The 26,011-nt window shown below is 69.2% G+C and carries 17 protein-coding genes; 7 read left to right on the top strand and 10 right to left on the bottom strand.

What is annotated here, in order from left to right; all coding sequences use genetic code 11:
- Positions 1-45 precede the first annotated feature (45 nt).
- Positions 46-1,593, top strand: a complete 1,548-nt coding sequence (locus ACT3T5_RS02735; protein WP_444593559.1) for an AAA family ATPase — start codon at positions 46-48, stop codon at positions 1,591-1,593.
- Positions 1,594-1,737: 144 nt separating this feature from the next.
- Here ACT3T5_RS02735 and ACT3T5_RS02730 read toward each other — a convergent pair whose 3' ends face one another.
- The gene (locus ACT3T5_RS02730; protein ID WP_444593558.1) at positions 1,738-4,923 is read right to left on the bottom strand and encodes a GH92 family glycosyl hydrolase; all 3,186 of its coding nucleotides are present in this window, start codon (positions 4,921-4,923) and stop codon (positions 1,738-1,740) included.
- A 321-nt stretch (positions 4,924-5,244) separates the two neighbouring features.
- Here ACT3T5_RS02730 and ACT3T5_RS02725 point away from each other — a divergent pair, with 321 nt between their 5' ends.
- The 3 genes from ACT3T5_RS02725 (at position 5,245) to ACT3T5_RS02715 (ending at position 13,683) form a co-directional block, all read left to right on the top strand.
- Positions 5,245-6,213, top strand: coding sequence for a hypothetical protein (locus ACT3T5_RS02725; RefSeq protein ID WP_441448888.1), 969 nt, complete (start codon positions 5,245-5,247; stop codon positions 6,211-6,213).
- A gap of 258 nt (positions 6,214-6,471) precedes the next feature.
- Positions 6,472-10,413 (top strand): GH92 family glycosyl hydrolase, encoded by a 3,942-nt coding sequence (locus ACT3T5_RS02720; RefSeq protein WP_444593557.1) that lies wholly within the window; start codon positions 6,472-6,474, stop codon positions 10,411-10,413.
- A 9-nt stretch (positions 10,414-10,422) separates the two neighbouring features.
- Entirely contained in the window at positions 10,423-13,683 is a 3,261-nt protein-coding gene (locus ACT3T5_RS02715) for a GH92 family glycosyl hydrolase (protein ID WP_444593556.1), read from the top strand.
- Positions 13,684-13,724: 41 nt separating this feature from the next.
- Here the strand turns inward: ACT3T5_RS02715 and ACT3T5_RS02710 are convergent, their stop codons facing one another.
- The 8 genes from ACT3T5_RS02710 to ACT3T5_RS02675 all read right to left on the bottom strand — a co-directional run bounded on the left by ACT3T5_RS02710 (position 13,725) and on the right by ACT3T5_RS02675 (position 23,021).
- A complete protein-coding gene (locus ACT3T5_RS02710; protein WP_444578597.1) occupies positions 13,725-14,741 on the bottom strand; it encodes a LacI family DNA-binding transcriptional regulator in 1,017 nt (338 codons plus the stop codon).
- A gap of 67 nt (positions 14,742-14,808) precedes the next feature.
- Positions 14,809-15,822 carry a LacI family DNA-binding transcriptional regulator gene (locus tag ACT3T5_RS02705; protein ID WP_444593555.1) on the bottom strand — a complete coding sequence of 338 codons (1,014 nt, stop codon included), beginning with the start codon at positions 15,820-15,822 and terminating at the stop codon, positions 14,809-14,811.
- Between the two features lie 80 nt (positions 15,823-15,902).
- Positions 15,903-17,039, bottom strand: a complete 1,137-nt coding sequence (locus ACT3T5_RS02700; protein ID WP_444593554.1) for a substrate-binding domain-containing protein — start codon at positions 17,037-17,039, stop codon at positions 15,903-15,905.
- Between the two features lie 142 nt (positions 17,040-17,181).
- Complete coding sequence (locus ACT3T5_RS02695; protein WP_444593553.1) at positions 17,182-18,453, bottom strand: sugar ABC transporter permease; 1,272 nt, start codon at positions 18,451-18,453, stop codon at positions 17,182-17,184.
- A 27-nt stretch (positions 18,454-18,480) separates the two neighbouring features.
- Positions 18,481-20,028 carry a multiple monosaccharide ABC transporter ATP-binding protein gene (mmsA, locus tag ACT3T5_RS02690; protein ID WP_444593552.1) on the bottom strand — a complete coding sequence of 516 codons (1,548 nt, stop codon included), beginning with the start codon at positions 20,026-20,028 and terminating at the stop codon, positions 18,481-18,483.
- Positions 20,029-20,348: 320 nt separating this feature from the next.
- Positions 20,349-20,504 (bottom strand): addiction module protein, encoded by a 156-nt coding sequence (locus ACT3T5_RS02685; protein WP_444593551.1) that lies wholly within the window; start codon positions 20,502-20,504, stop codon positions 20,349-20,351.
- Entirely contained in the window at positions 20,501-22,231 is a 1,731-nt protein-coding gene (locus ACT3T5_RS02680) for a GH39 family glycosyl hydrolase (RefSeq protein WP_444593550.1), read from the bottom strand. Before ACT3T5_RS02680 ends, ACT3T5_RS02685 begins: the two co-directional genes overlap by 4 nt.
- 184 nt (positions 22,232-22,415) lie before the next feature.
- Positions 22,416-23,021: a flavin reductase family protein gene (locus ACT3T5_RS02675; RefSeq protein ID WP_444593549.1), complete on the bottom strand. Its 606-nt coding sequence runs from the start codon at positions 23,019-23,021 to the stop codon at positions 22,416-22,418.
- A gap of 306 nt (positions 23,022-23,327) precedes the next feature.
- Here ACT3T5_RS02675 and ACT3T5_RS02670 point away from each other — a divergent pair, with 306 nt between their 5' ends.
- From ACT3T5_RS02670 to ACT3T5_RS02660, 3 genes are all read left to right on the top strand, one after another.
- Positions 23,328-23,978 carry a VOC family protein gene (locus ACT3T5_RS02670; RefSeq protein ID WP_444593548.1) on the top strand — a complete coding sequence of 217 codons (651 nt, stop codon included), beginning with the start codon at positions 23,328-23,330 and terminating at the stop codon, positions 23,976-23,978.
- Between the two features lie 104 nt (positions 23,979-24,082).
- Positions 24,083-24,535, top strand: a complete 453-nt coding sequence (locus ACT3T5_RS02665; protein WP_444593547.1) for a hypothetical protein — start codon at positions 24,083-24,085, stop codon at positions 24,533-24,535.
- Positions 24,536-24,794: 259 nt separating this feature from the next.
- Positions 24,795-25,382 (top strand): hypothetical protein, encoded by a 588-nt coding sequence (locus tag ACT3T5_RS02660; RefSeq protein ID WP_444593546.1) that lies wholly within the window; start codon positions 24,795-24,797, stop codon positions 25,380-25,382.
- Here ACT3T5_RS02660 and ACT3T5_RS02655 read toward each other — a convergent pair.
- Positions 25,355-25,975, bottom strand: coding sequence for a nucleotidyltransferase domain-containing protein (locus tag ACT3T5_RS02655; RefSeq protein WP_444593545.1), 621 nt, complete (start codon positions 25,973-25,975; stop codon positions 25,355-25,357). The two genes, ACT3T5_RS02660 and ACT3T5_RS02655, sit on opposite strands and share 28 nt — an antisense overlap.
- Positions 25,976-26,011 lie beyond the last annotated feature (36 nt).

Here is a 26,011-nt window from a genome sequence, read left to right as displayed (position 1 = left end):
CCCACCACGTCGTAGCGCGGGCCATCGGGCAGAGAAAGAGGTCGAATGAAATACGTGGTCAAAGGCCTCCTGCTCGGTCTGCTGATCGGCGCGGCGGCCGGTGGCATCCTGTTCGGGTCGTTCGGTGCCCTGCTGACGTTCACGAAGAACGACGGTGGGCAGGCGCTGGGGGCGGCGCTGTTCGGCTTCGCCGTAGCGGGCTTCTACGGAGCGATCCCGGGCGGCGTGCTCGGGGGTATCGGTGGGGTGGTCGTGGGGCTGATCCGGAGGGCGATGGCGAACAGTGCCGCCGCGCGGGAGGCGCTGGCGGCGAACCCGGAGCTCTTCGGGAGCGCTCCCGTGGCTTCTGCCGCTCCCGCGGTGCCCCAGGGTCACTGGATCGGGACCGTCGGAGAGAGCCTCGAGACGCGCGCCGAAGTGCAGAACGTCGAGCTCGTCCGGGATGTGTACGCCGAGAAGGATCTCCGATGGCTCCATCGCCTCGTCACGCCCCAGGGCCACGCCCTGCAGTGGCTCGCCAACAACGACCGCGGGCTCGCAGCCGGTGACCGCATCGTGCTGCGCGGCACGGTGAAGGACCACACCTGGGCGAGCGAAGGGTCCGTCACCGAGGTCTGGTACTGCCAGGCGAGGAAGGATTCGAACCCCTGGCCAGAGCCAGCAAGGGCGACGGTGGACGGTGCGGCCGCCCCTGCGGGGCCCGAGCAGCAGAGCGTCAACACTGCCGAGCCACGCGCTGAGAACCTGGACGAGGTCCTGGCGGAACTGGACTCCCTCCCGGGGCTCGAATCCGTGGCAGGGCAGGTGCGTGTGCTCGCCAACCGTGTCCGGCTCAACACAGAGCGTGAGAGGCGTGGCATGGCAGTCTCCGAGATGGGGATGCATGCGGTGTTCGTCGGCCCGCCCGGAACCGGCAAGACGACCGTCGCACGGATCTGGGGCCGCGTGCTCGCGGCGACAGGGCTGCTGCCCTCCGGTCACGTCATCGAGACAGATCGTTCCGGGCTCGTGGGTCAGCACGTGGGGGAGACCGCCCAGAAGACGACCGAGGTGATCGACAGGGCGAAGGGTGGAGTGCTCTTCGTCGACGAGGCCTACAGCCTCACCCCGGACGGCCCGGCGAGCAACGACTTCGGCTCCGAGGCCGTCGACGTGCTCCTCAAACGGATGGAGGACGAGCGGGATGCGTTCTGCGTCATCGTCGCGGGCTATCCGCAGGAGATGCGGCGATTCCTGGAGAGCAACACCGGCCTGCTCTCCCGATTCGCGCAGACGATGGAGTTCCCGAACTTCGACGCCACGGCGCTGGCGACGATCTTCACGCGGATGGCGACGAAGGCTGACTATGCGCTGGCCCCCGACGGTCAGCAGCTGCTGTTCGCGGCTCTCGCCCGGCTCGCCGACGCTCCGCCGACGGGATGGGCCAATGCCCGCAGCCTCCGAGCGCTCCTCAGCGCGATGGTCGATGCGCAGACCGAGCGCCTGGCCCACGAGAGCGACCTCGGCTCCATCGACCTCGGTCTGCTCACCGCAGAGGACGTGAGGGCCGCGGTGGACAAGCAGTTCCCGGGGGTGCGGAGCAGCCGGAGCTGAACGTGCTGCTCCGCCTGCCGCCCGGGAGCGCCCGCTCGAATCCCGTCACGGGAGCATCCGGACGGCGCCGGTGACGCCGCAGCGACCACCGCCTGCTCGTTCACCGTCGAGGGACGGCCCGTCAGCCTCCTCACCTCGCGTCCGCTACGCCATCTCCGCGACCTGCGCCCCGTCGTCGGCGATCGCGAAGACGTGCAGGTTCTCGTTGCTCGGGAAGGTCACGGCGGCGATCTGCGTCCCCTCGGGCGGGGACCAGGCGTCGGTTGCGAAGAGATAGGTGGTGCTCGCCCCGCCGGAGTTGTAATCCATCGTCGCGACCACCGTGTTGCCGTCGATCGGGGAGCCGTCCTCAGTCGGCAGCACCCAGTCCCCGAGGGTGATCGGCACCTCCTGCGTGGTGCCGTCGGTGAGCTCGACGGAGACCGTGTCGTCGACGTTGCCGTGGGTACCCACACCCACGAAGGAGATCGACTCTGCCGCGCCGGGCAGCTCGACCCGCTGCCCGTCGGCGGTCAGGGCGTTCGGACTGCCCGGGGCCACGTCGGGCCACGAGAAGGCCAGGCCGTGCACCTCATGTCCGGAGCCCGGCACGAGACCCGCGTCGGCCAGCGCCTCCTGCGACAGGCTGTTGCCCGACCCGTCGAGATCTCCCTGTGAGGAGCCGTCGTCCGGAGCGCTGCCGACGGTGTTGAATGCCGCTGTGAGCGACCCGGGCGGGGCGACGCGAAGCCGGATCGGCAGCGTCCTGACCTCGTCGGACCCCTTGCGACCCACCGTGAGCTCAACGTCATGATCCCCGACGGCGACCTCGTCGGAGACGGTGAGGTCGATATCGGCGACCACCTGCCCGGAGCTGTCAGGGCGCAAGGGCCGTGCCGTGGCGGAGATGCCTTCAGGAGCGTCCACGTCGACGGCCACCGGACGGTGATTCCCGCCGAATGCCTGCACGGTGGTCGTGACGGTCGCGGACTCTCCCGGAGCGACGGTGCGGAAGGATGGAGTCGCCGTCGCGACGAGCTCGGATTCGCCCTCACGGAACGACGGCGGAGCCGCCTCCTCGCCGGTGCCCCAGCCCTGATCCGGGAAATCGGACATCGACAGGTCGATGACGCCGCCCTCGGCGATCAGGTCCTCGGGCAGGGAGGTCCGCTCCCACGGCTCCCCGTCGACCTCCATGCCGGCGATGTATCTGCCGCCCTCGGCGGCGCCCGGGGCGAGGATCTCCAGCTGGCGATCCTCGCCCAGGTCGATCGCGACCCGTTCGAAGCGCGGGGCGTTGAGGGTCAGCACGTCGGTGCCGGGCGTGGATGGGTACAGCCCCATCGCGGCCCACACGTACCACCCGGCCTGCGCACCGAGGTCGTCATTGCCGGGCTTGCCGTTTGGCGTGGGCTGGAACAGCTCATCGATGATGTCGTCGACGAGCTCCGAGGTGCGCGTCGGCCGCCCGACGTAGTTGTACAGCCAGGGCACACCGAAGTTCGGCTCATTGCCGATCCACAGCTTCGGTGAACCGTCACCGGCGTTGTGCTCGGTGGTGAACTCGTCGAGCCGCGCGCTCGCCGCCTCCCTCCCACCGAGCGCCTCGACCAGGCCGGCGACGTTCTGGGGGACCAGCCAGGTGTACTGATGGTCGTTGCCCTCGTCGAAGCCCTCCTGCCCGAAGCCCGATCCGGTGCTCGGCTCTATGAACTCCCCGGATTCGGAGCGGGCGGACATCAGATCGGTGGCCGGGTCGAAGATGTTCTGCCAGTACTGCCCGCGTTCCTGGAACTCGGCCGCGACCTCGTCCCGGCCGGTGGCCGTGGCCAGCTGCCCGATCGCGAAGTCGGCGATCGACCACTCCAGGGTCACCGAGGCGCCGACGATCCGGTGGTCGCCGCGGAAGTCCTCGGTCTGGGGGCCGTACCCGAGCTCGAGGTAGCTCTCGAGCCCGGGGCGCTGCACGTACCCGTCGGTGTCCGCGGGGGTCTGCGTGGCGCCCTTGATCATGTGGTCCAGGGCGGAGTCCACGTCGAAATCACGGGCCCCGAAGGCGTGCAGGGACGCGATCAGCGGCACGGAGGAGTCGCCCGTCATCTGCCCTGTCGGCTGATTCGCCACCGGCCATCGGGGGAGCCACCCGAACTGCTCCGCGTCGTTGACCAGGGACTGCGCCATGTCGGAGGCACGTTCCGGAGCGATGATCGCGTGGAGGGCAGCGAGTGAGCGGTAGGTGTCCCAGTCGGAGAAGTTGGCGTACTGGGTGTGGCCCGGGTCGACCTCGTGGATCTCGCCGTCGAAGCCGGTGTAACGCCCGTCGACGTCGTTGAAGGTGTTCGGGTGCATCAGCGAGTGGTACAGCGAGGTATAGAACATCGTGGTGTCGGTGTCGGCCCCTCCGGAGACCTCGATCCTGCCGAGCATCTCGGCCCAGGCGTCACGGTTGGCCTGTTGGAGGGAGTCCACGTCCCACTCGGGGATCTCCTCGGCGAGGTTCGCCGCTGCCCCGGCTGCGTCCACGTAGGAGATGGACGACTTGACGGTGACCTCGGAGCCGGCCGGGAAGGTGAGCCAGGCGCCGGCCGCCTGCCCGGTGGCGGTCGCCTCGCCCGGACGGAGCTCGCCGTCCTGCCAGGTGCCGAAGTCCTCGACGGCGGTGTCGAACTCCATGACGAAGTGGGTGGTGTGCTGGTTGTCCTTCCCACAGAACCCACCGGTGGTCACGGCGCCGGTCACGGTGCTCCCGTCGACCTGCAGGTCGACGTCGTACACGCTGGCCTTCGAGCCGCCAGCGTCGAGGATCACCTGGGCCGGCTCGGCCTCCGGGAAGTCGAACGTCATGCCGGCGGAGCGGGTGGCGGCGAACAGCTCGACGTCGATGTCCGAGTTCTCCAGCGTGACGGCGTACTTCCCGACCTCGGCGGACTCGGCGTCGTGCGAGAACTGCTCGGTGCGGTCCCATGGCGCCTCGCCGATGTCCCCGGTGACCGGGAGCAGCGGAAGGTCGCCGAACACGTTGCAGCCCGCCGCCGCGTGGGTCAGGCTGAAGCCGCTGATCTCGGAGTCGGAGTGGCGATAGCCCGCATAGGAGCTCGGGGTGTCGGGCGAGACCTGCACCATCCCGAAGGGCATCGACGGGCCGGGGAAGTTGTTGATCTCCCCGACCACGGCCCCCGTCGCCGCACCGGTGCCCACCATCGGGTCGACGTGGTCGAGAGGATCGTGCACCGCCGCGTCGGTCCCGCTCGGGGGAGGGGCCGCCGTCGCGGCGCCGACTGTCCCGCCGACGCTCAGCGCCAGTGCCGTCAGCAGTGCCGCGGCGCCGCGGGCCGTTCGTGATCTGGTCAAGGTTCTCATCGCGAATCATCCGCTCAGTTCGTGCCGGGCCGCTGTGCCCGAGCCACTGCGGGCCCGCGTCATCGCGAGCCTCCGGGTGACACCTCCCCACCCGAGAGCAGGGTTCCAGCCGCATGACAACCTTGTCAACAGGTGAGAAAGGGTGTTGACTCGGTGGCGTCCGAGGATGACCGCGCCGAGTGCACGCAGCAGATCGACCCAGGGCTGCGACGTCTCGGCGCGACCGTCGGACGTCCCGCAATCCCTCCGACGGCTGGGGTGATCGACGCTCCAGCCCGTCCCTCACGATGATGTGACGACGAAAGGACCGCCATGCGCTGGCGCACCGCACTCTCCACCACTGCCGCCGTAGGACTGCTCTCGATGGGCATCGCCCTGCCCGCCCACGGGGCACTGACCACGTACTGCCTGGGCACCGCCGCCGACGTGACCGTCCCCGGGGACCTGGTCGTCCGCGCCGACCAGTCCTGCGACCTGTCCGGCGTGACCGTGACCGGGGACGTCACCGTTCGAGCGGGGGCGGATCTGATCGCCCAGGGTTCCACGTTCGACGGCAACCTCCGTGTGCAGGAGGATGCCTATCTCGACGCGAAGGGGTCGACCATCGCGGGCAAGCTGGTCCTGCGTTCGGCCTACGGCGCCTACGTCGAGGACGGCGCCGTCGCCGGCCGCACCGACGCCCAGGAGTCAGGATTCCTCTACAGCCTGGGCTCGGAGCACGGTGCCAGGGTCGTCGCCGCGAGCGGGGAGACCTACCTCGACGGGTCCGTGATCCGAGGCGACGTCACCACGACCGACGAGCACCTCACGGACGTCTACGACAGCTGGATCACCGGCGATCTGAGCGTGACCGGCGCCGCCGAGGGCGGGCTGCTGTGCACCAGCGAGGTCGACGGCGACCTCAGCTACGCGGGCAGCGGGGGAGTGGTGCAGATCAGCGCCGGCGCACCGGTCGGACCCTGCGGCGTCAGCTACGTCGGCGGCGACGTCGCGCTGACGGACAACACGGACGGCGTGCTCATCAGCAGCACGATCGTCCGCGGCGACCTGCGCTGCGACGGGAACGACCCGGCCCCGACCGGCACCGACAACCGCGTGCGCGGAGCATCCGAGGGCCAGTGCGCCGAGCTCGCCGCGCCGGCGGACACCTCCGGCGGCGCCCGGCTCGCGCCGCAGCAGGTCGACGACCGCCGCGCCGGCGTCCTGGAGAAGGCCGGGGCCCGCGCCGCCGAGGGCGAGCGGGAGGCCGCCGCCGCGGGCAGCGCCGAGATCGGCGGCTGACCCGCACCCGGCGATCGTCGTGCAGCCCGGAGCCCGTCCCTGATCAGGGGCGGGCTCCGGCTATGTGGCGAGGAATTCCGGGCAGTGACCGAATCTCGACGAATCGGACATCTTTGGCAAGAGGGGTTCCCGGGGGTGACGTAGGTCGCTACCATCGCAGATGACATCGTTGTCAAAGGCGTGTCGGCACCGGAGCCCGCAGGGAGAGCCTCACCCGCGGAGCACGGCGGCCGGGCACCTCATGAGGGGAACCACCACATGTCCAGGACCAGCAGCAGACGTCTTCCGCGCTCGGCCCGAGTCTCCCGAGCAGCCCTCGCGGCAGCGCTCATCCTCGGCCTGACGGTCCTGCCGCCGGCGGCCGCCGCGCCCAACGCACCGGACGCTCCGGGCACCACGTCCGAGGAGCCCGCACCGCGCTTCTCGACCTCGTACGAGACCGACGACCCGGAGCTCGACTGGACCGATCAGGCCGAGACCCGCCCCGACGGGACCCCCTGGTCCGAGAACATCGCCACCTCGTCGGTCCCCGGCGACCTGACCTCGCGCGTCAGCGCCGTGACCGCGAGTGCCGAGAACTCGCCGCAGGAATCGGCGGCGAAGGCGGTGGACGGGAGCTCCGCATCGAAGTGGCTGGCCTTCGACTCCGCGGCCTGGCTGCAGATCGAACTCGAGGAACCGCTCGTGGTCGCCGACTACCTCCTGACCTCCGCCAATGACTCGCCCGAGCGGGATCCGAAGGACTGGACCCTGCAGGGTTCGACCGACGGCGCCACTTGGACCACCCTGGACACCCAGGCGGACCAGTCGTTCGACGGGCGCAGCTCCGCGAACACCTACGAGACCGACAACACCACCGCGTACCCGTTCTACCGACTCGACATCTCCGCCGTCGCCAGTGGGGACACCGTCCAGCTCGCCGAACTCACCCTGTCCGACGGCTCCGCCGAGGCCGATCCCGGAATGCAGGTCACGCCCGGCACCGGCCCCGCCGCGGCGTACGCGTCGGCGACCGAGGTCGGATTCACCGGAGTGGGCTCCCTGCGCTACTCCGGCAGCACGACCTCCGAAGGCGGCGGCCACCACTGGCAGAAGCTGCACGACGTGGATCTCCCCATCGCCGCGGACACCGAGCTCAGCTACCGCATCTTCCCGGAGTTCGGGGGCGACCTGAGCTACGCCTCGACGAACGCCGCGATCGACCTCGCCTTCACCGACGGCACCTACCTCAGCGAGCTCGACGCGCAGGACCAGTACCGGTTCGACAGCTCACCCGCCGGGCAAGGAGAGTCCAAGGCCCTCTTCACTGACCAGTGGAACCAGCGCACGCTGCGGCTGGGCGAGGTCGCGGAGGGCAAGACCATCGACCGCATCCTGCTCGGCTACGACGCCGCCGTCGGGCCCGTCGGCTTCGCCGGCTGGATCGACGACATCGAGATCGCCGAACGCCCGGTCCAGAGCGAGGAGCGTCCCTCGGACTGGGTCGACACCCGCCGCGGGACCCATTCCTCCGGCTCCTACTCGCGCGGGAACAATCTGCCCGCCACCGTGGTGCCGCACGGCTTCAACTTCTGGACCCCGGTCACGGATGCCAGCGCACTGAACTGGCCCTACTCGTATCACCAGGACAACGACGAGCAGAATCGTCCGCAGCTGCAGGCCTTCGCCGCCAGCCACGCCCCGAGCCCCTGGATGGGTGACCGGCAGACCTTCCAGTTCATGCCTTCGACTGATGAAGGCGCCCCGGAGACTGACCGGGATGCTCGGGCGATGACGTTCTCCCATGACAAGGAGAAGGCCACCGCCCATCACTACAGCGTCGAGTTCGACAACGGCATGGTCACCGAGATGGCGCCGACCGATCACGCTGCGCTGGTCCGTTTCGACTTCCCGGAGGGCGACGCCTCCGTCATCTTCGACAACGTCGATGACGACTCCGGTCTCACGCTGAACGACGACGGCACCGTGTCCGGGTACTCCGACGTGCGCAGCGGACTGTCCGCCGGCGCCACGCGCCTGTTCGTCCACGCCGAGTTCGACCAGGAGGTGGTCGAGCAGGACGCCGAGGATGGCAACACCGGCTGGGTGCGGCTCGCACCCGAGGCCGACGGCAGCGCCACGATGCGCATCGCCACCTCGCTGATCAGCCTGGAGCAGGCGAAGCAGAACCTGGAGCAGGAGATCGCGGCGGACGACACCCTCGACACCGTGCGCGACCGCGCGCAGGCGGCCTGGGACGAGAAGCTGTCGATCATCGAGGTCGAAGGCGCCTCGCCGGACGAGCTCACCACCCTCTACTCGAACCTGTATCGCCTCAGCGCCTACCCGAACTCGGGGTTCGAGAACACCGGCACCCTGGAGGAGCCGCAGTTCCAGTACGCCTCCCCGGTCTCGGACCCGACAGGAGAGAGCACCGAGACCGAGACCGGTGCGAAGATCGTCGACGGCAAGATCTATGTCAACAACGGCTTCTGGGACACGTACCGGACAGCCTGGCCCGCGTACAGCCTGCTCATGCCCGATGACGCGAGCGAACTGGTCGACGGCTTCGTACAGCAGTACCGCGACGGCGGCTGGGTCTCCCGCTGGTCCTCGCCCGGCTACGCGAACCTGATGACCGGCACCAGCTCCGACGCCGCCTTCGCCGACGCCTACACCAAGGGAGTCGAGCTCCCGGATCCGATGGGCACCTACGAGGCCGGCCTCAAGAATGCGACCGTCACCCCGCCCGGCAGCGCGACGGACTCCGACGTCGGCCGCAAGGGGCTGGGCACCTCCATCTTCCGCGGCTGGACCGATACCGAGGTCGGCGAGGGAACCTCCTGGGGGCTCGAGGGCGGCATCAACGACTTCGCCCTGGCCCAGCAGGCCGAGCAGCTCGCCGCGGAACCGGGGCTGAGCGACGCCGACCAGGAGCGGCTCCACACCGAGTCCGCCTACCTCGAGGCACGGTCGAACAACTACGTCAACCACTTCGATCCGGAGGCCGGCTTCTTCCAGGGCCGCAATGACGACGGCAGCTTCCGCTACGCGCCCGACGAGTATGACCCGAGGTCCTGGGGAGAGCACGACTACACCGAGACCAACGGCTGGAACTTCGCCTTCCACGCCCCGTTCGACGGGCAGGGCCTCGCGAACCTGTACGGCGGTCGAGAGGACCTGGCGAAGAAGCTCGACGAGTTCTACTCGACCCCGGAGACGGCCGGATTCCCCGGCACCTACGGCGGCACCATCCACGAGATGACCGAGGCCCGCGACGTCAGGATGGGTCAGTGGGGGTTCTCGAACCAGGTCTCCCACCACATCCCGTTCGCCTATATCGACGCCGGCCAGCCCTGGAAGACCCAGCAGATCACCCGTGAGGTGCAGTCGCGCCACTTCGTGGGCAGCGACATCGGCCAGGGCTATGCGGGCGACGAGGACAACGGGGAGACCTCGGCCTGGTGGCTGTTCACCATGCTCGGGCTCTATCCGCAGCAGCTCGGGGACGGCACCTACGCCGTGACCTCGCCGCTGTTCACGAAGGCGACAGTCCATCTCCCAGGCGGTGAGGACATCGTCGTCAACGCCCCCGAGAACAGCACCGAGAACATCTATGTCCAGTCCCTCGCGGTCGACGGCGAGAACCGGGAGCAGGCCTGGATCGACCACGAGACGCTCGCCGACGGCGCCGTCCTCGACTTCACGATGGGCCCGGAGCCCTCCGACTGGGGAGCGGATCCCGAGGACGCCCGTCCGTCGCCCACCACGGGCGATGAGCCCCCGGAGCCGCTCACCGATCTCCTGGCCGACCCGGCGCAGGTGGGAGGGGTCGAGGGCGCGGAGCAGGTTGTCGACGACGACTCGTCGACCCAGCTCGTCCTCACCCCGGAGGACGCCCTCACCTATCAGTCGGACACCCCGCGCAATGAGGTCACGATGTACACGCTGACCTCGGGCGACGACTCCGTCGGACATCCGACCGCGTGGGTCGTGGAGGGCTCGCGCGATGGCGGACGGTGGTACGAGATCGACCGCCGCGAGGGCGAGGCCTTCGACTGGGAGAACCAGACCCGGCCGTTCCAGGCCACAGGGACGCGCGGCCCGGGCACGTACACCCACTACCGGCTGCGGGTGCTCGAAGGATCTTCCGACGAGGTCGGGCTCGCCGAGCTCGAGTTCTTCGACATCGACGTCGACCAGCCCGCCACCGAGAAGTAGGAGCAGACGATGTCGCATCGCCGCCTCGCCCCGTTCATCGCGTTCGCAGCCGCACTGAGCCTGGCCGCCCCGCTCGCCTCCGCCGCGCCGACGGACGCGGCCTCCCCGGCCGACTCGGTCGACCTCGTGAACCCCTTCATCGGCTCCCAGGCCGAGGGGAACACCTTTCCCGGAGCGAGCCTGCCCTTCGGGATGGTGCAGCTCTCCCCGGACACCGGGCACTACGCCGGGTACCGGTACACCGACGACCGCATCCGGGGCTTCTCGATGACCCACGTCTCGGGCGTGGGCTGCGGGCTGGGCGGCGATCTGCCCATGACCCCGATGACCGGACGGCCGGACTCCACCGACTACGGCGAGTACGCGCAGCCCTTCCGGCACGAGACCGAATCGGCCTCCCCGGGGTCCTACCAGGTGACCCTCGATGACCCTGATGGTGCGGTGACCGCGGAGCTCACCGCCACCACCCGCACCGGGCAGCAGCGACTGACCTACGAGGGCTCCGAGGAGTCGGGCCTGATGCTCAACGCCGGGCAGGCGCTGCACGGGATGAGGAGCTCGAAGGTCGAGGTCCTCGACGCCCGCACGATCCGCACGACGGTCGAGGGCTCCGGCTTCTGCCAGGAGACCGAGCCGTACACGCTGCACTTCCTGACCACCTTCGACCGCGACATCGAGAACGTCGACCTCTTCGACGGCGACGAGTTCACCGCCGCGAGCACCGATGGCTCCGCCGCCACCGAGGGGGAGTCGCGGCAGGGAGCCTGGATCGGCTTCGACACCACGCAGGACCAGGACGTCGAGGTCACCACCTCGTTGTCCTGGGTCGACGCGGAGGGTGCCGCCGGGAACCTGGCCGAAGAGGGCGGGCGCAGCTTCGACGAGGTGCGTGATGCCGCCCGCAGCGTCTGGCAGGAGCGGCTCGACGCCATCGCGGTCGAGGGCGGGACCGAGGGGCAGCAGAGCACCTTCTACTCCTCCCTGTACCGCAGCCTGCTGGGACCGCACCGCGGCGACGACGTCGACGGCCGCTACCTGGGCTGGGACGACGAGGTCCACACCGCCGACGGCCACGGGTACTACCAGACCTCCTCGCTGTGGGACACCTACCGCACCCAGATCCAGCTGCTGGCGCTGATCGCCCCGCAGGAGGCGCGGGACCAGTCGATCTCCCTGATCCTGCAGGGCGAGCAGAGCGGGCGGCTCCCGCGCTGGGGATGGGGACCGGTCGAGACCAACGTGATGACCGGCGACCCCGTCACCCCGCAGCTCGTCACGGCCCAGCAGTACGGACTCCTCGAGGGCTGGGAGGATCGACTCTGGACGCAGCTGGTCCAGAACGCCGACACCGTCCCGTCGTCGGACCATCCGGCCAACGGGCGCGCCGGCAACGACCACTACCTCGAGCACGGGTACGTGCCCGCCGAGACCGGGGCGGAGTGCAGACCGGGCGACTGCGACCTGGACCATGCAGGGTCGGCGACGATGGAGTACGCGGTCGCCGATGCGGCGATGTCGGTGCTCGCCGAGGACCTCGGCCACGAGGACGACGCGCTCCGCTACGCCGAGCGTTCCCGCTCCTGGGAGAGCATCATCAACCCGGATACAGGGTTCCCCCAGCCCCGCGATGCCGACGGGGTCTTCGTCGGCGATCCGGACCCGGCCTTCACCAAGGGGTTCCATGAGGGCACCTCCTGGCAGTACAACTGGCTGGTCCCGCAGGACGTGCCGGGGCTGATCGCGAAGATCGGCGGCACGGAGGCCACCAACGAGCGTCTGGACAGCTTCTTCGCCTACGACCAGCTGCTCACGGACCCCGAGGGGACCGCCCGCGACGTCTGGGTCAACAGCGCCTACGACTACTACGGGACCTCCCGCTACAACCCGCAGAACGAGCCGGACCTGCACGCCCCCTACCTCTACCTGTGGACGGGGCAGCCCTGGAAGAGCTCGGACGTGGTGCGGGCGGCGCTCACCCTGTTCTCGGACAACCCCTCCGGCATCACCGGCAATGACGACGTCGGCACCATGTCCGCCTGGCACGTGCTGTCCTCGCTGGGCATCTACCCGGCGATCGCCGGCACTGACGTCCTGACGATCGGGTCCCCGGTCTTCGACCGCGCCGTGATCGACCTGCCGGAGCCGTTCTACGACGGTGATCTGGTGATCGAGGCGCCCGGCACCTCGCAGGACGCCCGCTATGTCCAGCAGGTGGAGCTCGACGGCCGCACGCACCGCCAGAGCTGGCTGACCGCCGCCGACCTGCGCGACGGGGCGGACCTCGATATCGGCCTCGGCACCGAGCCCTCGGACTGGGCCACCCGCCGCGGCGAGCAGCCGCCGGCCCCGGTCCCCGGGCGTGGAGAGCGACAGCAGGAGGATCTCGGCGCCGCGCTCACCACCGAGGCGCCGCTGACAGTGATCTCGGGCGAGGAGACGACGATCGACGCCACTGTGTCGGCCGTGCTGACCGGGCGCGGCGAGATCACGGCCGACGTCGCCCTCACCTCCGACGATGCTGTCGCCGTGACCCCGGAGCAGGGGGAGCTGCGCGTGCAGGGAGACGGTTCCCCGCAGCGCGCCGAGCTGCCCGTGACGCTGACCGTCCCGGCCGATGCTCCCGCGGGCGAGCACACCGTCACCGCGACGGTGACCTCCCGGCTCGGCACCGTCGAGTCCGAGCTGGTGGTGGAGGTGCTGGATACCGGCTGCGAGGCGGCGGGCTCCCAGTGCATCGTGCCGCTGGAGGATGCGCTCACCCTGGACGGTGTCGCCACGCTCGAGGACACCTCGGCGGGGGACTTCGACGGAAAGGGATGGGCCTTCGCGGGCGATGAGCTGCCGGCGCCCGGCGAGGCGCTGGTCGACGACGTGGTGATGCAGATCCCCTCGACCGAGGGCACGGACCCGAACCTGGCGGTCGGCCCCTTCACTGTCGAGGTCGGGCAGCTCACCCAGCGGCTGACCCTGCTCGCCACCGCCCGCAACGGCGATACGAGCGACGTGCCGCTGACCCTCACCTACGCCGACGGCAGCGCCGAGGAGACCACGGTCTCGGTCGGGGACTGGGCAGGCGGCTCACCGAAGTTCGACAACCGGCCGGGCCTCCACCAGGAGTACCGGATCGAGAACGGGGTCGGCCGGGTAGGACCGGAGACCGATCTGTGGCTGCTCGACGTCCCGGCCGACCCGACCCGGGAACTGACCTCGATCACGGTCGGCGACGACCCCGACCTCGCCGTGATGGCGGTGACGGCGCAGCGCGCCTGACCCGCGCCGCCGCAGAGGCGGGCCGGATCGCCGCAGCGTGGTCACTCCAGCGGCGTCGCCGTGGAGCGGCGCACGACCAGCTCGGTCGGCAGCCGCACCCGGCGGCGCCGCCCTGCTCGGCCATGGATCCTCTCCAGCAGCATCTCGGCGCCGACGGTCCCCATGTCGGCGGGGGAGTTCGAGACCACGCTGACCCCCAGCACGTCGGCGAGCTCGACGTCGTCGAAACCGATCAGCGCGGGAGGATGCGCGGCGTCCGCCACCGCGCGCATCCCGCCGACCGCCATCCGGTTGTTGGTGGCGAACACCGCGGTGGGCGGGGAGGGTAGTGTCAGCAGCTGTCGCATCGCGGCCTCGGCCCCGTCGGCGTCGTGGGCGTCGGTGATGATGAGACCCTCGTCGATCGGCACCTCGGCCTCGGCCAGGGCGCGGCGCACGCCGGCGATCCGCTCGCGATGGGTGGGCAGAGAGCCGAGATCGCCGATGACTCCGATCCGCCGGTGCCCCTGGGCCAGCAGGTGGTCGATGGCCGCACGGGATCCTCCGACGTTGTCGAACATGACCTCGTCGACCTCCAGGCCGTGGCCCGGTCGGTCCAGGAACACCGTCGGGGTGCGGCTCTCCGCGTGATGCTGCAGATGACGGTGGTCCGTGCGCGAGGAGACGACGAGCAGGCCGGCGACACGACGCTCGAGGAAACCGCTGATGACGCGTGCCTCCGAGGCCGGGTCCTCGTCGCTGACTCCTGTGAACAGGAGCAGGCCCTGTGCAGCCAGCACCTGGCCGGCGGCATAGGCGATCGCCAGGTAGAACGGGTTGGAGACATCCGCGATGACCATCGCGACGACGTTCGATGTGCTGTGCGAGCGCAGGTCGCGCGCCAGGAGGTTCGGGCGGTACCCGAGCTCGGCGGCTGCCTGCTTCACCCGCTCGTAGGTGATCGGCGCGACGTGCGCCTCATCATTGAGCGCGCGGGACGCCGTCTTGATGCTGACCCCGGCGGTCTCGGCGACCTGTCGCAGCGTGGGGAGCCCCCGCAACGCGTCGTGCGTGGACATTGGGCTCCCTCGACAACTGCTCCGGCATGGTTGTCAGCATGATAGTCGCGCCCTCTCCGCCCTGTTCTCAGCCGCCACATCCGCACGACTGCCGCAGGGTCAGGGTCGTCCCGAGGACCAGATGCTCCACCGGCAGCGAGTGGTCTTCGAGGCGCGCGAGCAGTCGCTCCGTGGCGCGGTGGCCGAGCTGCCCCGGGTCCTGCTTCACCACGCTGATCGCGGGGTCGAACAGGTCCGCGTGGCCGAAGTCGTCGAAGCCCATCAGGGCGATCTCCCGCTGCAGCCCTCGCTGCTGGAGGGCCCTCACCGCTCCCGTGGTGATCTGGTTGCGGGCGGTGAACACCGCGGTCGGCGGGTCGTCGCCGTCGAGGAGGCCGAGCAGCGCTTGCACGATCTCCGCCTCGGTCGTGAGTCCGTCGACGACCTGGAGTTCGTTCGCGGGCAGTCCGGCGTCCTCCCATCGGCGTCGCGCACCGGCGATGCGCTGGGCAGCAGTGTGCAGCGTACCGAGATGGGTGAGTACCGCGACGCGGCGATGTCCGTGGTCGATGAGGTGCGCGATCGCGTCCCGGGCGCCCTGGGTGCTGTCTGCCATCACCGTGTCCACTGTGATCCCGTGGGGTGGGCGGTCGACGGCCACGATCGGGGTGCCCAGGTCGATCTCGTGCTGGAGGTAGGAGAGATCGCCGGGGGAGGGCATGAGGACGAGCCCGTCCACACGACGGGCCAGGAGGCCGAGTGCGAGCTGGCGCTCGCGGTCGGGATCCTCGTCGGTGCTTCCCGTGAAGATGCTGACGCGGTGCTGTTGAGCGGCGTCCTCGATCGCTCGGTGGAGGGCGGCGTCGAACTCGTTGTCGACGCTCGCGACGAGGAGCCCGAGGCTGTCGGTGCGGCCGGTGGCGCGTCGCAGGTTCCCGGCGATCATGTCGCGCCTGTAGTGCAGCTCGGCGGCGGCCAGATGCACCCTTTCCGCTGTCCGCTCGGTGACCCCGGGCTCCCCGTTGATCACGCGGGAGACCGTCTTGAAGCCCACGCCGGCGCGTGCGGCGACGTCCTTCATCGTGGGGCGTTTCGTCGCCACCAAGGGCTCCTCTCGACAGAGGTGGCTCCATGGTCGAGCGACCATGGAGCCACCTGCTGCGTTTCGTCCTGCGGGAGGGTTCAGCCGTCCAGGAGTGCCAGGCGATCGGGGTCGTCGGCGAAGACCTCCTTGGCGTTCTCCTTCGTCACCACCACCGGGTCCAGGGCGTAGATCGGCACGTCGATCGTCCCGTTGTTCTCGGTCTCGTCGGCCGCGGGCGGCTCCTCGCCCTTCTGGTACGCGGAGATGAGCTCGATCGTCTTCGCGACGAGGTCCTTCGTGGGCTTGTGGACGGTGGAGTACTGATCGCCCTTCCAGATCGAGGTGATCGATTCGGTCTCCGCATCCAGGCCGTCGACGACGGGGACGTCCTGGCCGGCAGCCGTGCAGGACGTGATGATCGCGCGGGCGATCCCGTCGTTGGGGGACAGTGCGCCGTCGATCTGCTTGTCGGAGTAGTTCGAGGCGAGCAGCGAGTCCATGCGGCTCTGTGCCTTGCCGTTGTCCCAGTCCTGGGTGGCGACCTGCTGGAAGTCCACCTGCCCGGAGACGACCACCACGGTGCCGTCGTCGATCTTCGGCTGGAGCACAGACATCGCGCCGGTGAAGAAGTTCGGGGCGTTGGGGTCCGCGGGGCCGCCGCCGAACAGCTCGATGTTGTAGGGGCCCTCGCCCTTGCGCTCGGCGAGACCGTCGAGCAGCGACTGGCCCTGCAGCTCGCCGGTGCGGATGCTGCCGAACTGCACCACGGCGTCGACCGCGTCGGTGTTCTCGATCAGCCGGTCGTAGCCGATGATCCGCACGTCGGCGTCCTTCGCGGCCTTCAGGGCGCTGCCGAGCTGGGTGCCGTCGATGGGGCCGACGACGATCGCCTTCGCCCCCTGCTGGACCATGGCCTCGATCTGCTGCTGCTGCTGAGGGACCTTGTTGTCGGCCGCCTGGACGAGCGCGGTGAAGCCTGCCTCCTTCAGCTGCGCGGTGAACAGGTCCTGGGCCTCCGCCCAGTTCTGCGTGCCGAGCCAGGGGAGGGACACCCCGACGGTCGCGTCGGCGTCGAATCCGCCGCCGGCGCCCGAGTCCCCGCCGCCCGTGTCCTCGGCGGTGCGGCCCCCGCCGCACGCGGCCAGGAGGAGGGAGCTGGCTGCGGCGACGCCGCCCAGGGCGAACGTCCTTCTCTTCACGGTCGTCATGCTCGTGACGGTCTTCGTGGTCTTCATGGGATCTCCTTATGAGGATGGGTGCCCGCCATCGGGCTCCCAGATGAGGTGATGCGGGGTGAGGTGATGTGGGAGAGGGCGGTGCGCCCGGGGTGGCTGTCGCCCGGTCGCCCAGGGGACTGCGCCCGGCCGCCCAGGGGGACTACTGCCCGGTTGCGCCGGGGGTCGTGGGGGAGATCTGCACGGGCTCGGTGGTGCTCTCGGACTTGGTCCGGTCGCCGAAGAGGCGCCCGCTGATCGAGGGGCGGCCCTGCTGCTTGTTGTAGACGTCGAAGGCGACGGCGGCGAGGAGCACGAGTCCCTTGATCACCTGGGTCTTGTCCTGGCCGACTCCCATGAGGAACAGGCCGGAGTTCAGCGTGGCCATCACGAGGCCGCCGATCATGGTCGCGGTGACGGTGCCGATGCCTCCGGAGACGGCGGCGCCGCCGATGAACACCGCGGCGATCGCGTCGAGCTCCCACATGTTGCCGTCCGAGGGGCCGGCGGAGGTGGCCCGGGCGACGAACAGGATTCCGGCGAGAGCGGCGAGGAACGACATGTTCATCATGACCAGGAAGTACACCCGGTTGACGCTGACCCCGGAGAGGGCCGCGGCCTGCTTGTTGCCGCCCACGGCGTAGATGTGGCGGCCGAACGTGGTCCGCTGGGTGATGACGTGGTAGATGATCACGAGCGCCACGAGGATCAGGCCGGGCACCGGGAACGACGTGCCGGGGCGGCCGGAGCCGAACAGGAAGGTGACGTAGGCGAGGACCGCGCCGACGAGCACCACGCGGATGATCACGGCGGTGAAGTTCAGGCCGGTCTCGCCGTCGGCGACCCGGCGGCGGTAGGTGCTGATCTGGCTCCAGGCGTACAGGGCGATCGCGAGGATCCCCAGCAGCAGGGTGGAGTTGTTGAGGTAGGTCCAGCCCGGGCCCCATTCGGGGAGGTAGCCGGCGCCCAGCACGTTCAGCTCGGGCGGCACGGGGACGCTCACGGACCCGCTGATCCAGATCACGCCGCCGCGGAAGAGCATCATGCCGGCCAGCGTGGTGATGAACCCGGGGATCCCGATCTTCGCGAGCCAGAAGCCGTGCCAGCAGCCGATGAGGGCGCCGATCACGAGGCCGGCCAGCAGCGCCGCCCACCACGGGAAGTGGAGGTCGCGCGCGGAGAGGGCGACGCACATGCCGACGAATCCGGCGACCGAGCCGACGGACAGGTCGATGTGGCCGATGACGATCACCATCACCATGCCGATCGCGAGGATCAGCACGTAGGCGTTGCCGGCGATGAGGTTCTGCATGTTCCCGGGGGTGAGCATCTTGCCCCCGGAGGCGAGGTGGAAGCCCAGGAGGAGCGCCACGAGGGCGAACACCATCGTGAACTGACGGAAGTCCGTCCCGAAGACCTGCTTCACTGCATTCATTGTTCTGTTCTCTCGTTCCTGCGCCGGTCAGGCAGCGGATCCGACGGTGGTGGTCATCATGCGCATGAGCGTCTCCTGGTCGGCCTCGGAGCGAGGAACCTCCCCGGTGATGCGTCCTTCGCAGATGGTGTAGATGCGGTCGCAGATCCCCAGGACCTCGGGGAGTTCCGAGGAGATGACGATGACGGCCTTCCCCTGGTCGGCGAGGTCCTGGATGAGGCGGTAGATCTCGAACTTCGCGCCGACGTCGATGCCGCGGGTGGGCTCGTCGAGGATCAGCACGTCGGGCTCGGGGAACAGCCACTTCGCGAGGACGACCTTCTGCTGGTTGCCACCCGAGAGGGTGGCGACGCCGACGTCGATGCCGGGGGTCTTGATCCGCAACGACTTGCGGTACCTCTCCGCGACGGTGCGCTCCATCGCGTCGTCGATGAGGCCGCGCTTCACGACGGCGCGCAGGTTGGCCGAGACGATCGTGTCCTTGATGCTGTCCAGGAGGTTCAGGCCGAGGAGCTTGCGGTCCTCGGAGACGTAGGCGAGGCGGTGACGGATCGCCTGCCGGACGGTCTTCAGCTCGACGGGTGCGCCGTGGAGAAGGATCTGGCCGGACTTGTGCACCCCGTAGGAGCGGCCGAACAGGGAGCGTGCGAGCTCGGTTCGGCCGGCGCCCATCAGGCCGGCGAAGCCGACGATCTCGCCGCGGCGTGCCACGAAGCTCTCGTCGTCGCAGACCAGCTTGCCGGGCACGGTGGGGTGCTCGACCGTCCAGCCCTTCACCTCGAGGATGACCTCGCCGCCGGTGTTCGGCTCGTGATCGGGGTACCGGTTGTCCAGGGAGCGACCCACCATGGCCCGGATGATCCGGTCCTCGTCGACCTGGCCGGCCTCGACGTCGTAGGTCTCCACGGTGCGGCCGTCACGGATCACGGTGACCGCGTCGGAGACCTCGGCGATCTCGCCCAGCTTGTGGGAGATCATGATCGAGGTGATGCCCTTGGCCTTCAGACCCTTCATGAGGGTGAGCAGGTTCGCGGAATCATCCTCGTTCAGAGCGGAGGTGGGCTCGTCGAGGATCAGGATCTTCACGTTCTTCGCGAGCGCCTTGGCGATCTCGACCAGCTGCTGCTGACCCACGCCCAGCGTCTTGATCTGGGTGCCGGGGTCGACGTCGAGACCCACCCGGGCCAGCAGGTCCAGGCTGCGTCGCCGCAGGGTGCGTCGGTCGATGAGCCCCTTGGCGACGATCTCGTTGCCCAGGAAGATGTTGTCCTCCACGGAGAGCTCGGGGATGAGGGCGAGCTCCTGGTGGATGATGACGATGCCGACGCTCTCGGAGGACTTGATGTCCTTGAAGGCCATCTCCTCGCCCTCGAACAGGATGCTCCCGCTGTAGGTGCCGTGGGGGTAGACCCCGGAGAGCACCTTCATGAGGGTCGACTTGCCGGCGCCGTTCTCCCCGCAGATCGCATGGATGTCACCCCGGCGGACGGTCATCGTGACGTCGTCCAGAGCCCGGACGCCCGGGAACAGCTTGGTGATGGTGCGCATCTCCAAGATCGCGTGCGGATCGCGCATGGGAACCTCCACTCCTCATTGAGTGCGACCGTCGACCGGTCGACAACGTTGTCATCATAGAGGTGGAGGGGTCGATGGGTCCGCCGAAAACAGATCACAGGAACGTCACGGTTAAGGAAAGCGGCATCCGCGGCTGCTCTGCGAACACCTCGAGATGCTCCGGCGTGAAAGGGCCCGCTGTGTGATGGGCCCATCGGGCAGGCAACAGGGCTCTTCAGAGGTGAGGGGCGAGGCACCTCATCCCTGTCCACCCTGGTCGTGCCGCTCGATCGCATCGCCTAGCTCGCGGAGCGCATCGGGGTGGAAAATAGCGCGAGTGCTCAATCGCGCGACGCGGCCGAGCGAGCATCCAAGTACTCGTCGGCCTCCTCGCGTGTCAGCGCCCTCACGGCCCCGCTCTCGAGCTCGTCGGCTCGTCGCGCGGCGACCAATGCCCAGGCCCCATCGACCTCGCCGGGCTCTGGTTCGTCGATCATCGGACCGGCTCCAGCACGAGCAGGGAGACTGCCGGCAGCGGGAGCTCGACCGTCAGCTCGAGGGTCCCCTCGGCGCTCGCCGTCACGTCGGCCGCCTCCGTCAGCTCCTCGAGCCCTTCGCGCGCATGGATCTGGGCGAGCTGCTCGTCGCTGGGGACCTGAGGGGATCCCAGGCTTTCCCAGATGGTGTGACTGTTGGAGTGCTCGGCGTCGATGCGGTGATGGGTGAGCCGGTACGCGACGGCCTCGAGCCCGCGCACGGTGAGGGAGACCGGGGTCGGTGCGTCGGCGGTGCGGTACTGGTCGTCGGTGTGCCGCCAGAGAGCGGTGACGATCCGGCCGGCGCTGTCGCGCGAGGCGAGCACGTCGATCTCCTCGGGCATGGCGCCGCCGCCTGCCTGATCGAGGAGCTCGACCCCGTGGGCGGCGTCGCTCGAGGCCTCGACCCGGGTCTCCCCGAGAAGCGACAGCAAGCGGTAGCCGTTCAGCAGTGGCTTCTCGATGCGGTCCGCGGTGAGGAACGCGCGGGTGCCCTCGAAGTAGCGCTCGCCCTCGAAGTAGAAGGCCCACGACATCGCCTGCTGGATATTCGCGCCCTCGAGGTCATTGAGATCCAGCAGCTTCTTCATGAGCTTGACCTGGAACACCGGGTAGTACTCGGTGTTCTGGAAGTGGAAGTTCGCATTGTCGTAGAACGAGAAGTGAGCGGGAACGCCCGCGTCGCACTCGTCGATGATCGCCGGCAGCGTCCGGTAGGCGGGGAACTGCGCCATCACGCGCAGCATCGAGCGCACCTCGTAGAGCATCTTGCGGGCCGACGGGCTCTGCTGCTCCGGGGCGTCGCCGCCGGTGGGGCCGTACACGCGCCACGGGGTGAAGGAGGAGCCCTTGGTGTGGAAGGAGACGAAGTCCAGCGGCAGGTCGTGCTCGTCGGTGTAGGCGAGGAAGCCGTGCAGGAACTCGGTGCCGCCACCGGTCACGGCCGGGCCGCCCACCTTCGCCTGTGGCAGCACGCTGCGCACGCCCTCGACGGTCGCCGCGTACAGCTCGTGGAACTGCTGGGGCGTGCCGCGCCAGTAGAAGATGTCCGGCTCGTTCCACAGCTCCCACAGCCAGGTGTCGACCTCGTCGGCCCCGTAGCGCTCCAGGCAGTGCGCGGCCAGTGCGGCGAGCAGGTCCCGCCACCGGTCGTAGTCCCGCGGCGGGTAGGACCACTGGCCCGCCTCGTATGCCGAGTACATGGTGGGGCTGGGGGTGATCGTGAGCTCGTCGGCCCCGGGCGGGAGCAGATCCCGGGGCGTGAAGCCGATCTCTACCAGCACGTGGTGGCCGGCCTCGACGATCGCGTCGTAGGTCTGATCCAGGATCGTGAAGTCGTAGTACGGGGTGCCGTTGGCGTCCTCGTGGTAGACGTTCCCGTTGCCCCAGTGGGGGATACCGAAGCCGGAGCCCGAGCACAGCGCGTAGTGAGGGCGGATATGGAACCCGGTGCTGGTGAGGTCGCCGAAGGTGTTCAGGAGGTGACGCCCGGTGGGGGTGTAGGTCCAGTTGATCTCGTCGTAGCCGACGCTCTCCCACAAGCGGGTGAGCGGCCCGATCTCGCGGCCGGCATCGATCTGCACCGCGGCGGCGGTGACATGCGGGGCGTCGGGATCGCTCGGGGCGTTGGGCGGGAAGGCTCGGGCGCTGGTGAGGTTCTCGTGGGTGGGCTGAGCGGTCGTGGACACGCGCGGTCACTGCCTTTCGGGGCGTCACGGAGGATGCCTGGCAGGTTACGCGCTCGCACGGTCCATGGGAATGCGCTGTCCATTCGAATGTCCCGCGCACCCCTCCGCGCAGCCCGCCACGCACAGCCGGCCCCGCTCCTCGGGGCGGCGCCAGGGGCGATCCGCCCTGAGCCGGGACGGGCGCTCAGTCCGGTCGATGCAGATCGAACTTCTGGGCTACGTCGATCCCGAAGTACGCGCTCGGCCCCCCACCGCGCAGCACCGGGTCAGCTGCGGCGGTGTCGAAGAGTCCTTCGACCAGCAGCGAGTCCTCGATGTGGACGGCGACGACCTCGCCGACGACGAACGAGGAGCCGGACGGCTGGCCGGAGACTGCCTGGAGGTCGATGATCTGGGTGACGCGGCACTCGAAGTTCACCGGAGAAGCAGCCACCCGAGGCGCGGCGATCTCGCTCGATGCAGCGGCCTCCAGCCCCGCGACGTCGAACTCGTCGACCTCGGCGGTCGTCGAGGAGGCGTTCATCTTCTCGGCCAGAGCGCGGGTGACCAGATTCCAGGTGAACTCGCCGGTCTCCTGGCAGTTGGCGACCGTGTCCTTCCAGGCGTTGCTGGAGAACCCCACGAGAGGCGGCTGGTAGTTCAGTGCGTTGAAGAACGAATAGGGGGCGAGATTGCGGCGGCCACGAGCGTCGAGCGTGCCGATCCAGCCGATGGGGCGCGGCCCGACGATGGCGTTGAACGGGTCGTGGGGCAGCCGGTGCCCCTCCGCGGGCCGATAGAAGTGGATCATCGACTCATTGTGTCGGACCATCCGTACCAGAATCGTCGCCCCGTCGGCTCCCTGCCGGCACCGCCCCGCGCCCGTCGTCCGCCTGTGTGCTCGGGCACTGCGCGTCCCCTGGAACGGCTGAGCGTCCGCTATCGGACTGTGCACCTTCTCCTGGACTGCGCGGCGACAGGGCGCACAGTCCGGCAAGCCGGGTAACGTCAGAGGCATCGACGGTGGCCCCGTCTCGACGGAGCCCGCCACCTCCTGTTCTTCCTCCTGTTCTTCCTCGGCCGCGCCGAGACCCCGACCCTTCTGAAGGAGCGCCCCATGAGCGTCCCCCACCTGCTCGATCACATCGTCATCGCCGGCCCCGACCTGGCCGAGATCGTGGACTGGTTCCGCGAGCTCACCGGCGTCACCGCCGCGCCCGGCGGCACCCACCCCACCGGCACCGCCAACGCGCTGGTCGCCTTCACCGTGAACGGTGCGAAGCGCCCGCACTACCTCGAGCTGATCGGCCCCGACCCGGAGCGCGAGGGGGAGGAGCTGCCCAAGACCTTCAGCATCAACCGTCTGAAGAAGCCCACCCTCATCACCTACGCCGTGCACCCCGAGGGCATCGACCAGGTCGTCGAGCGCGCTCGCGCCGCAGGCTTCGACCCCGGTGACGTGGAGGAGCTCTCCCGCACCACGGCGGACGGCACCGAGCTGCAGTGGCGGCTCACCCAGGCCGCTGCCCCGCGCAACTACGCCGTCCCCTTCCTCATCGACTGGGGCACGGCCACGCAGCCGGGCCTGGGCGACCTGCCCTCGATCGAGCTGGTCTCCTTCGAGCGCATCGAGGTCAACCCCGCCCCGCAGCAGAAGTCCCTCGACGCCCTGGGCCTCGAGGACGGCGTCGCCGAGATCCGCGAGGCCCGCGGCTCCCGCTTCGTGCTGCAGCTGCGCACCGAGGACGGCCGCGACGTCGAGATCTGAGACGCGGCCGGACGTACTCTGACGTCCACGGCACGGACGAACTCGGCTCCGACGTTCACGACTCTGACGTTCACGACTCTGACGCTCACGACGACGGGAGAACCATGGCGGCGAAGAAGCTCACGAACCTGGTCCCGAAGGGGAACACGCTCGTCAACCTCGCGATGACGATGAGCCCCTTCGCCATCGCCCTGATCAAGAAGGCCGCGGACAACCCCGAGGTGTGGAAGAAGGTCCAGGAGCAGATCCTGCGCCTCGTCCAGCACGAAGGGGACACCCCGGAGGACATGCGCCAGACGATCGAGGCTCTGCGCGAGCAGATCGGGTACCTCACCGAATCGGCCGACGACGACGCCGAGGCGAAGCAGGCCGAGGCCTGGGGGAAGCAGCTGGAGCAGCTGGACCGGGCCGCAGCGCTCCTGACGGCGCCCGGCGCGACCCGCAAGCAGAAGAAGACCCTGAAGAAGAAGATCGGCACCCTGCGCGCCGAGATCCTCCAGGCCTTCATCGCCGAGGTGGACGAGGACGCGCAGAAGGACGGCACCTCGGGCGAGTAGCCCCCACAAGGGCCGACCGTTGCTGGACCGAACGCCTCGACGCCTGGGAAGAATGAGCGCCATGAAGGAAGACCGCACGACTCCGCAGGAGGTCGCGGTCGTTCCGTGGCCCGGATGCCCGAACTCGGCTGCCGGAGCATTCACCGTGCACGTGCAGGAGCCGTCCGGGGCAGGCCGGACGTTCTGGGGATGGATCGACACGACGTCAGCTCCCAGCACGCACGTCTGGCCGGGCACGACATCTGCTGCGATTACCCCCGTGGCGCAGGTTGTGGAGAGCAGCGAGAGCATCGTCGTCACGGTCGAGAACTTCGCCCAGGGTGATGACCTCCTCGCCCATGTTCGCCTGTCCGACGGTTCGGAGATCGAGCCGGCTGACAGCCATGTCGGCGCACTGGGACGGGCAGCCGGGCGGGCATACGCCGAGGCGGTCCGCGGGCTTCTCACCACCGCGGCGGCGCACAGCGGTGCGGTCGAGCCTGCCGGGGAGCAACCGGTGCGATCTGTGACCAGCGTGCCGTCGGCCCACCCCGCATCGGCGTCTGGGTCCGCGCTGGACCTCGAGTCGTGGCACCTCACGGAAGAATCCGGGGTGGTGCTGCGGGCCCTCGAGCATGGCGATCCCGTGCTCGACGCAGACGGCGAGACGCTGCGGGCGCGCCGGTTCGTCGTGCTGCGCGCAGGTTCCCTGGTGGGGGAGCTCGTGCTCCCTGCGCGGGGCACCGCGCGTTGGTGGCCGGCAGGCTCCTCGCCGCTCCTGGACGCTCCGCTGTCCCGGCCGGACATGCCCGATGGCGTTGCCCGGATCCTGCAGTCCATTCAGGAGGCGGCTGTACCGATGAGCTGACGGAACGCCGTGGCGCTACCGAGAAGCAAAACGCCGTGGTCCGCGATGTCGTGGAGCACGGGCTCAGCTTCGCCTGCACCGTCCGTCTCTGTCGTGGTCATGATCAGTGGGTGCACTGCATTGCCGGTCCAGCGGGTGGCCTGTTCGGCGAGGACATCGACTGCGCGGTCCCAGCTCGAGATGCTGGGCCCGGGGTGGAGGAGGAAGAGGTCGATGTCGCTGACAGGAGTCATCCGCCCCAGTGTGGCTGAGCCGAAGATCGCCGCGAATTCCGGTCGGGGCGACCAGAGGTCGAGCTCGGTGCGTAAACGGTCGATGAATACGCTGCGCAGCCCTGCGAGTTCGAGGATCGCGGGCGCTGCGAGGTGCTCCCGGTTCAACCGGTGGGAGCGCATGGATCCCAGCGGCAAGGTGTCGACGATCCCCTGCCCCACCAATCGCGCAAGAGCGTTCCGGATGCCTTCGCGGGAGCGACCGGGGATGAGGGCGTGCAGCTGCGAGACGGTGAACCAGTTCTCGGCGCCGGCGAGAACACTCAAGATATCTGCGTCGAGTGTCGGCGTGATGGTACGCAGCGGTGCGTGCAGCAGCATGTGTCCACCTCCAACTATTCTGTGTGTCTACCCAGA

Source organism: Brachybacterium sp. AOP3-A1-3 (assembly GCF_052378285.1).
Taxonomy (GTDB): domain Bacteria; phylum Actinomycetota; class Actinomycetes; order Actinomycetales; family Dermabacteraceae; genus Brachybacterium.
The sequence above is the reverse complement of the archived record's forward strand: the minus strand, read 5'-3'. Positions and strand labels throughout refer to the sequence as shown.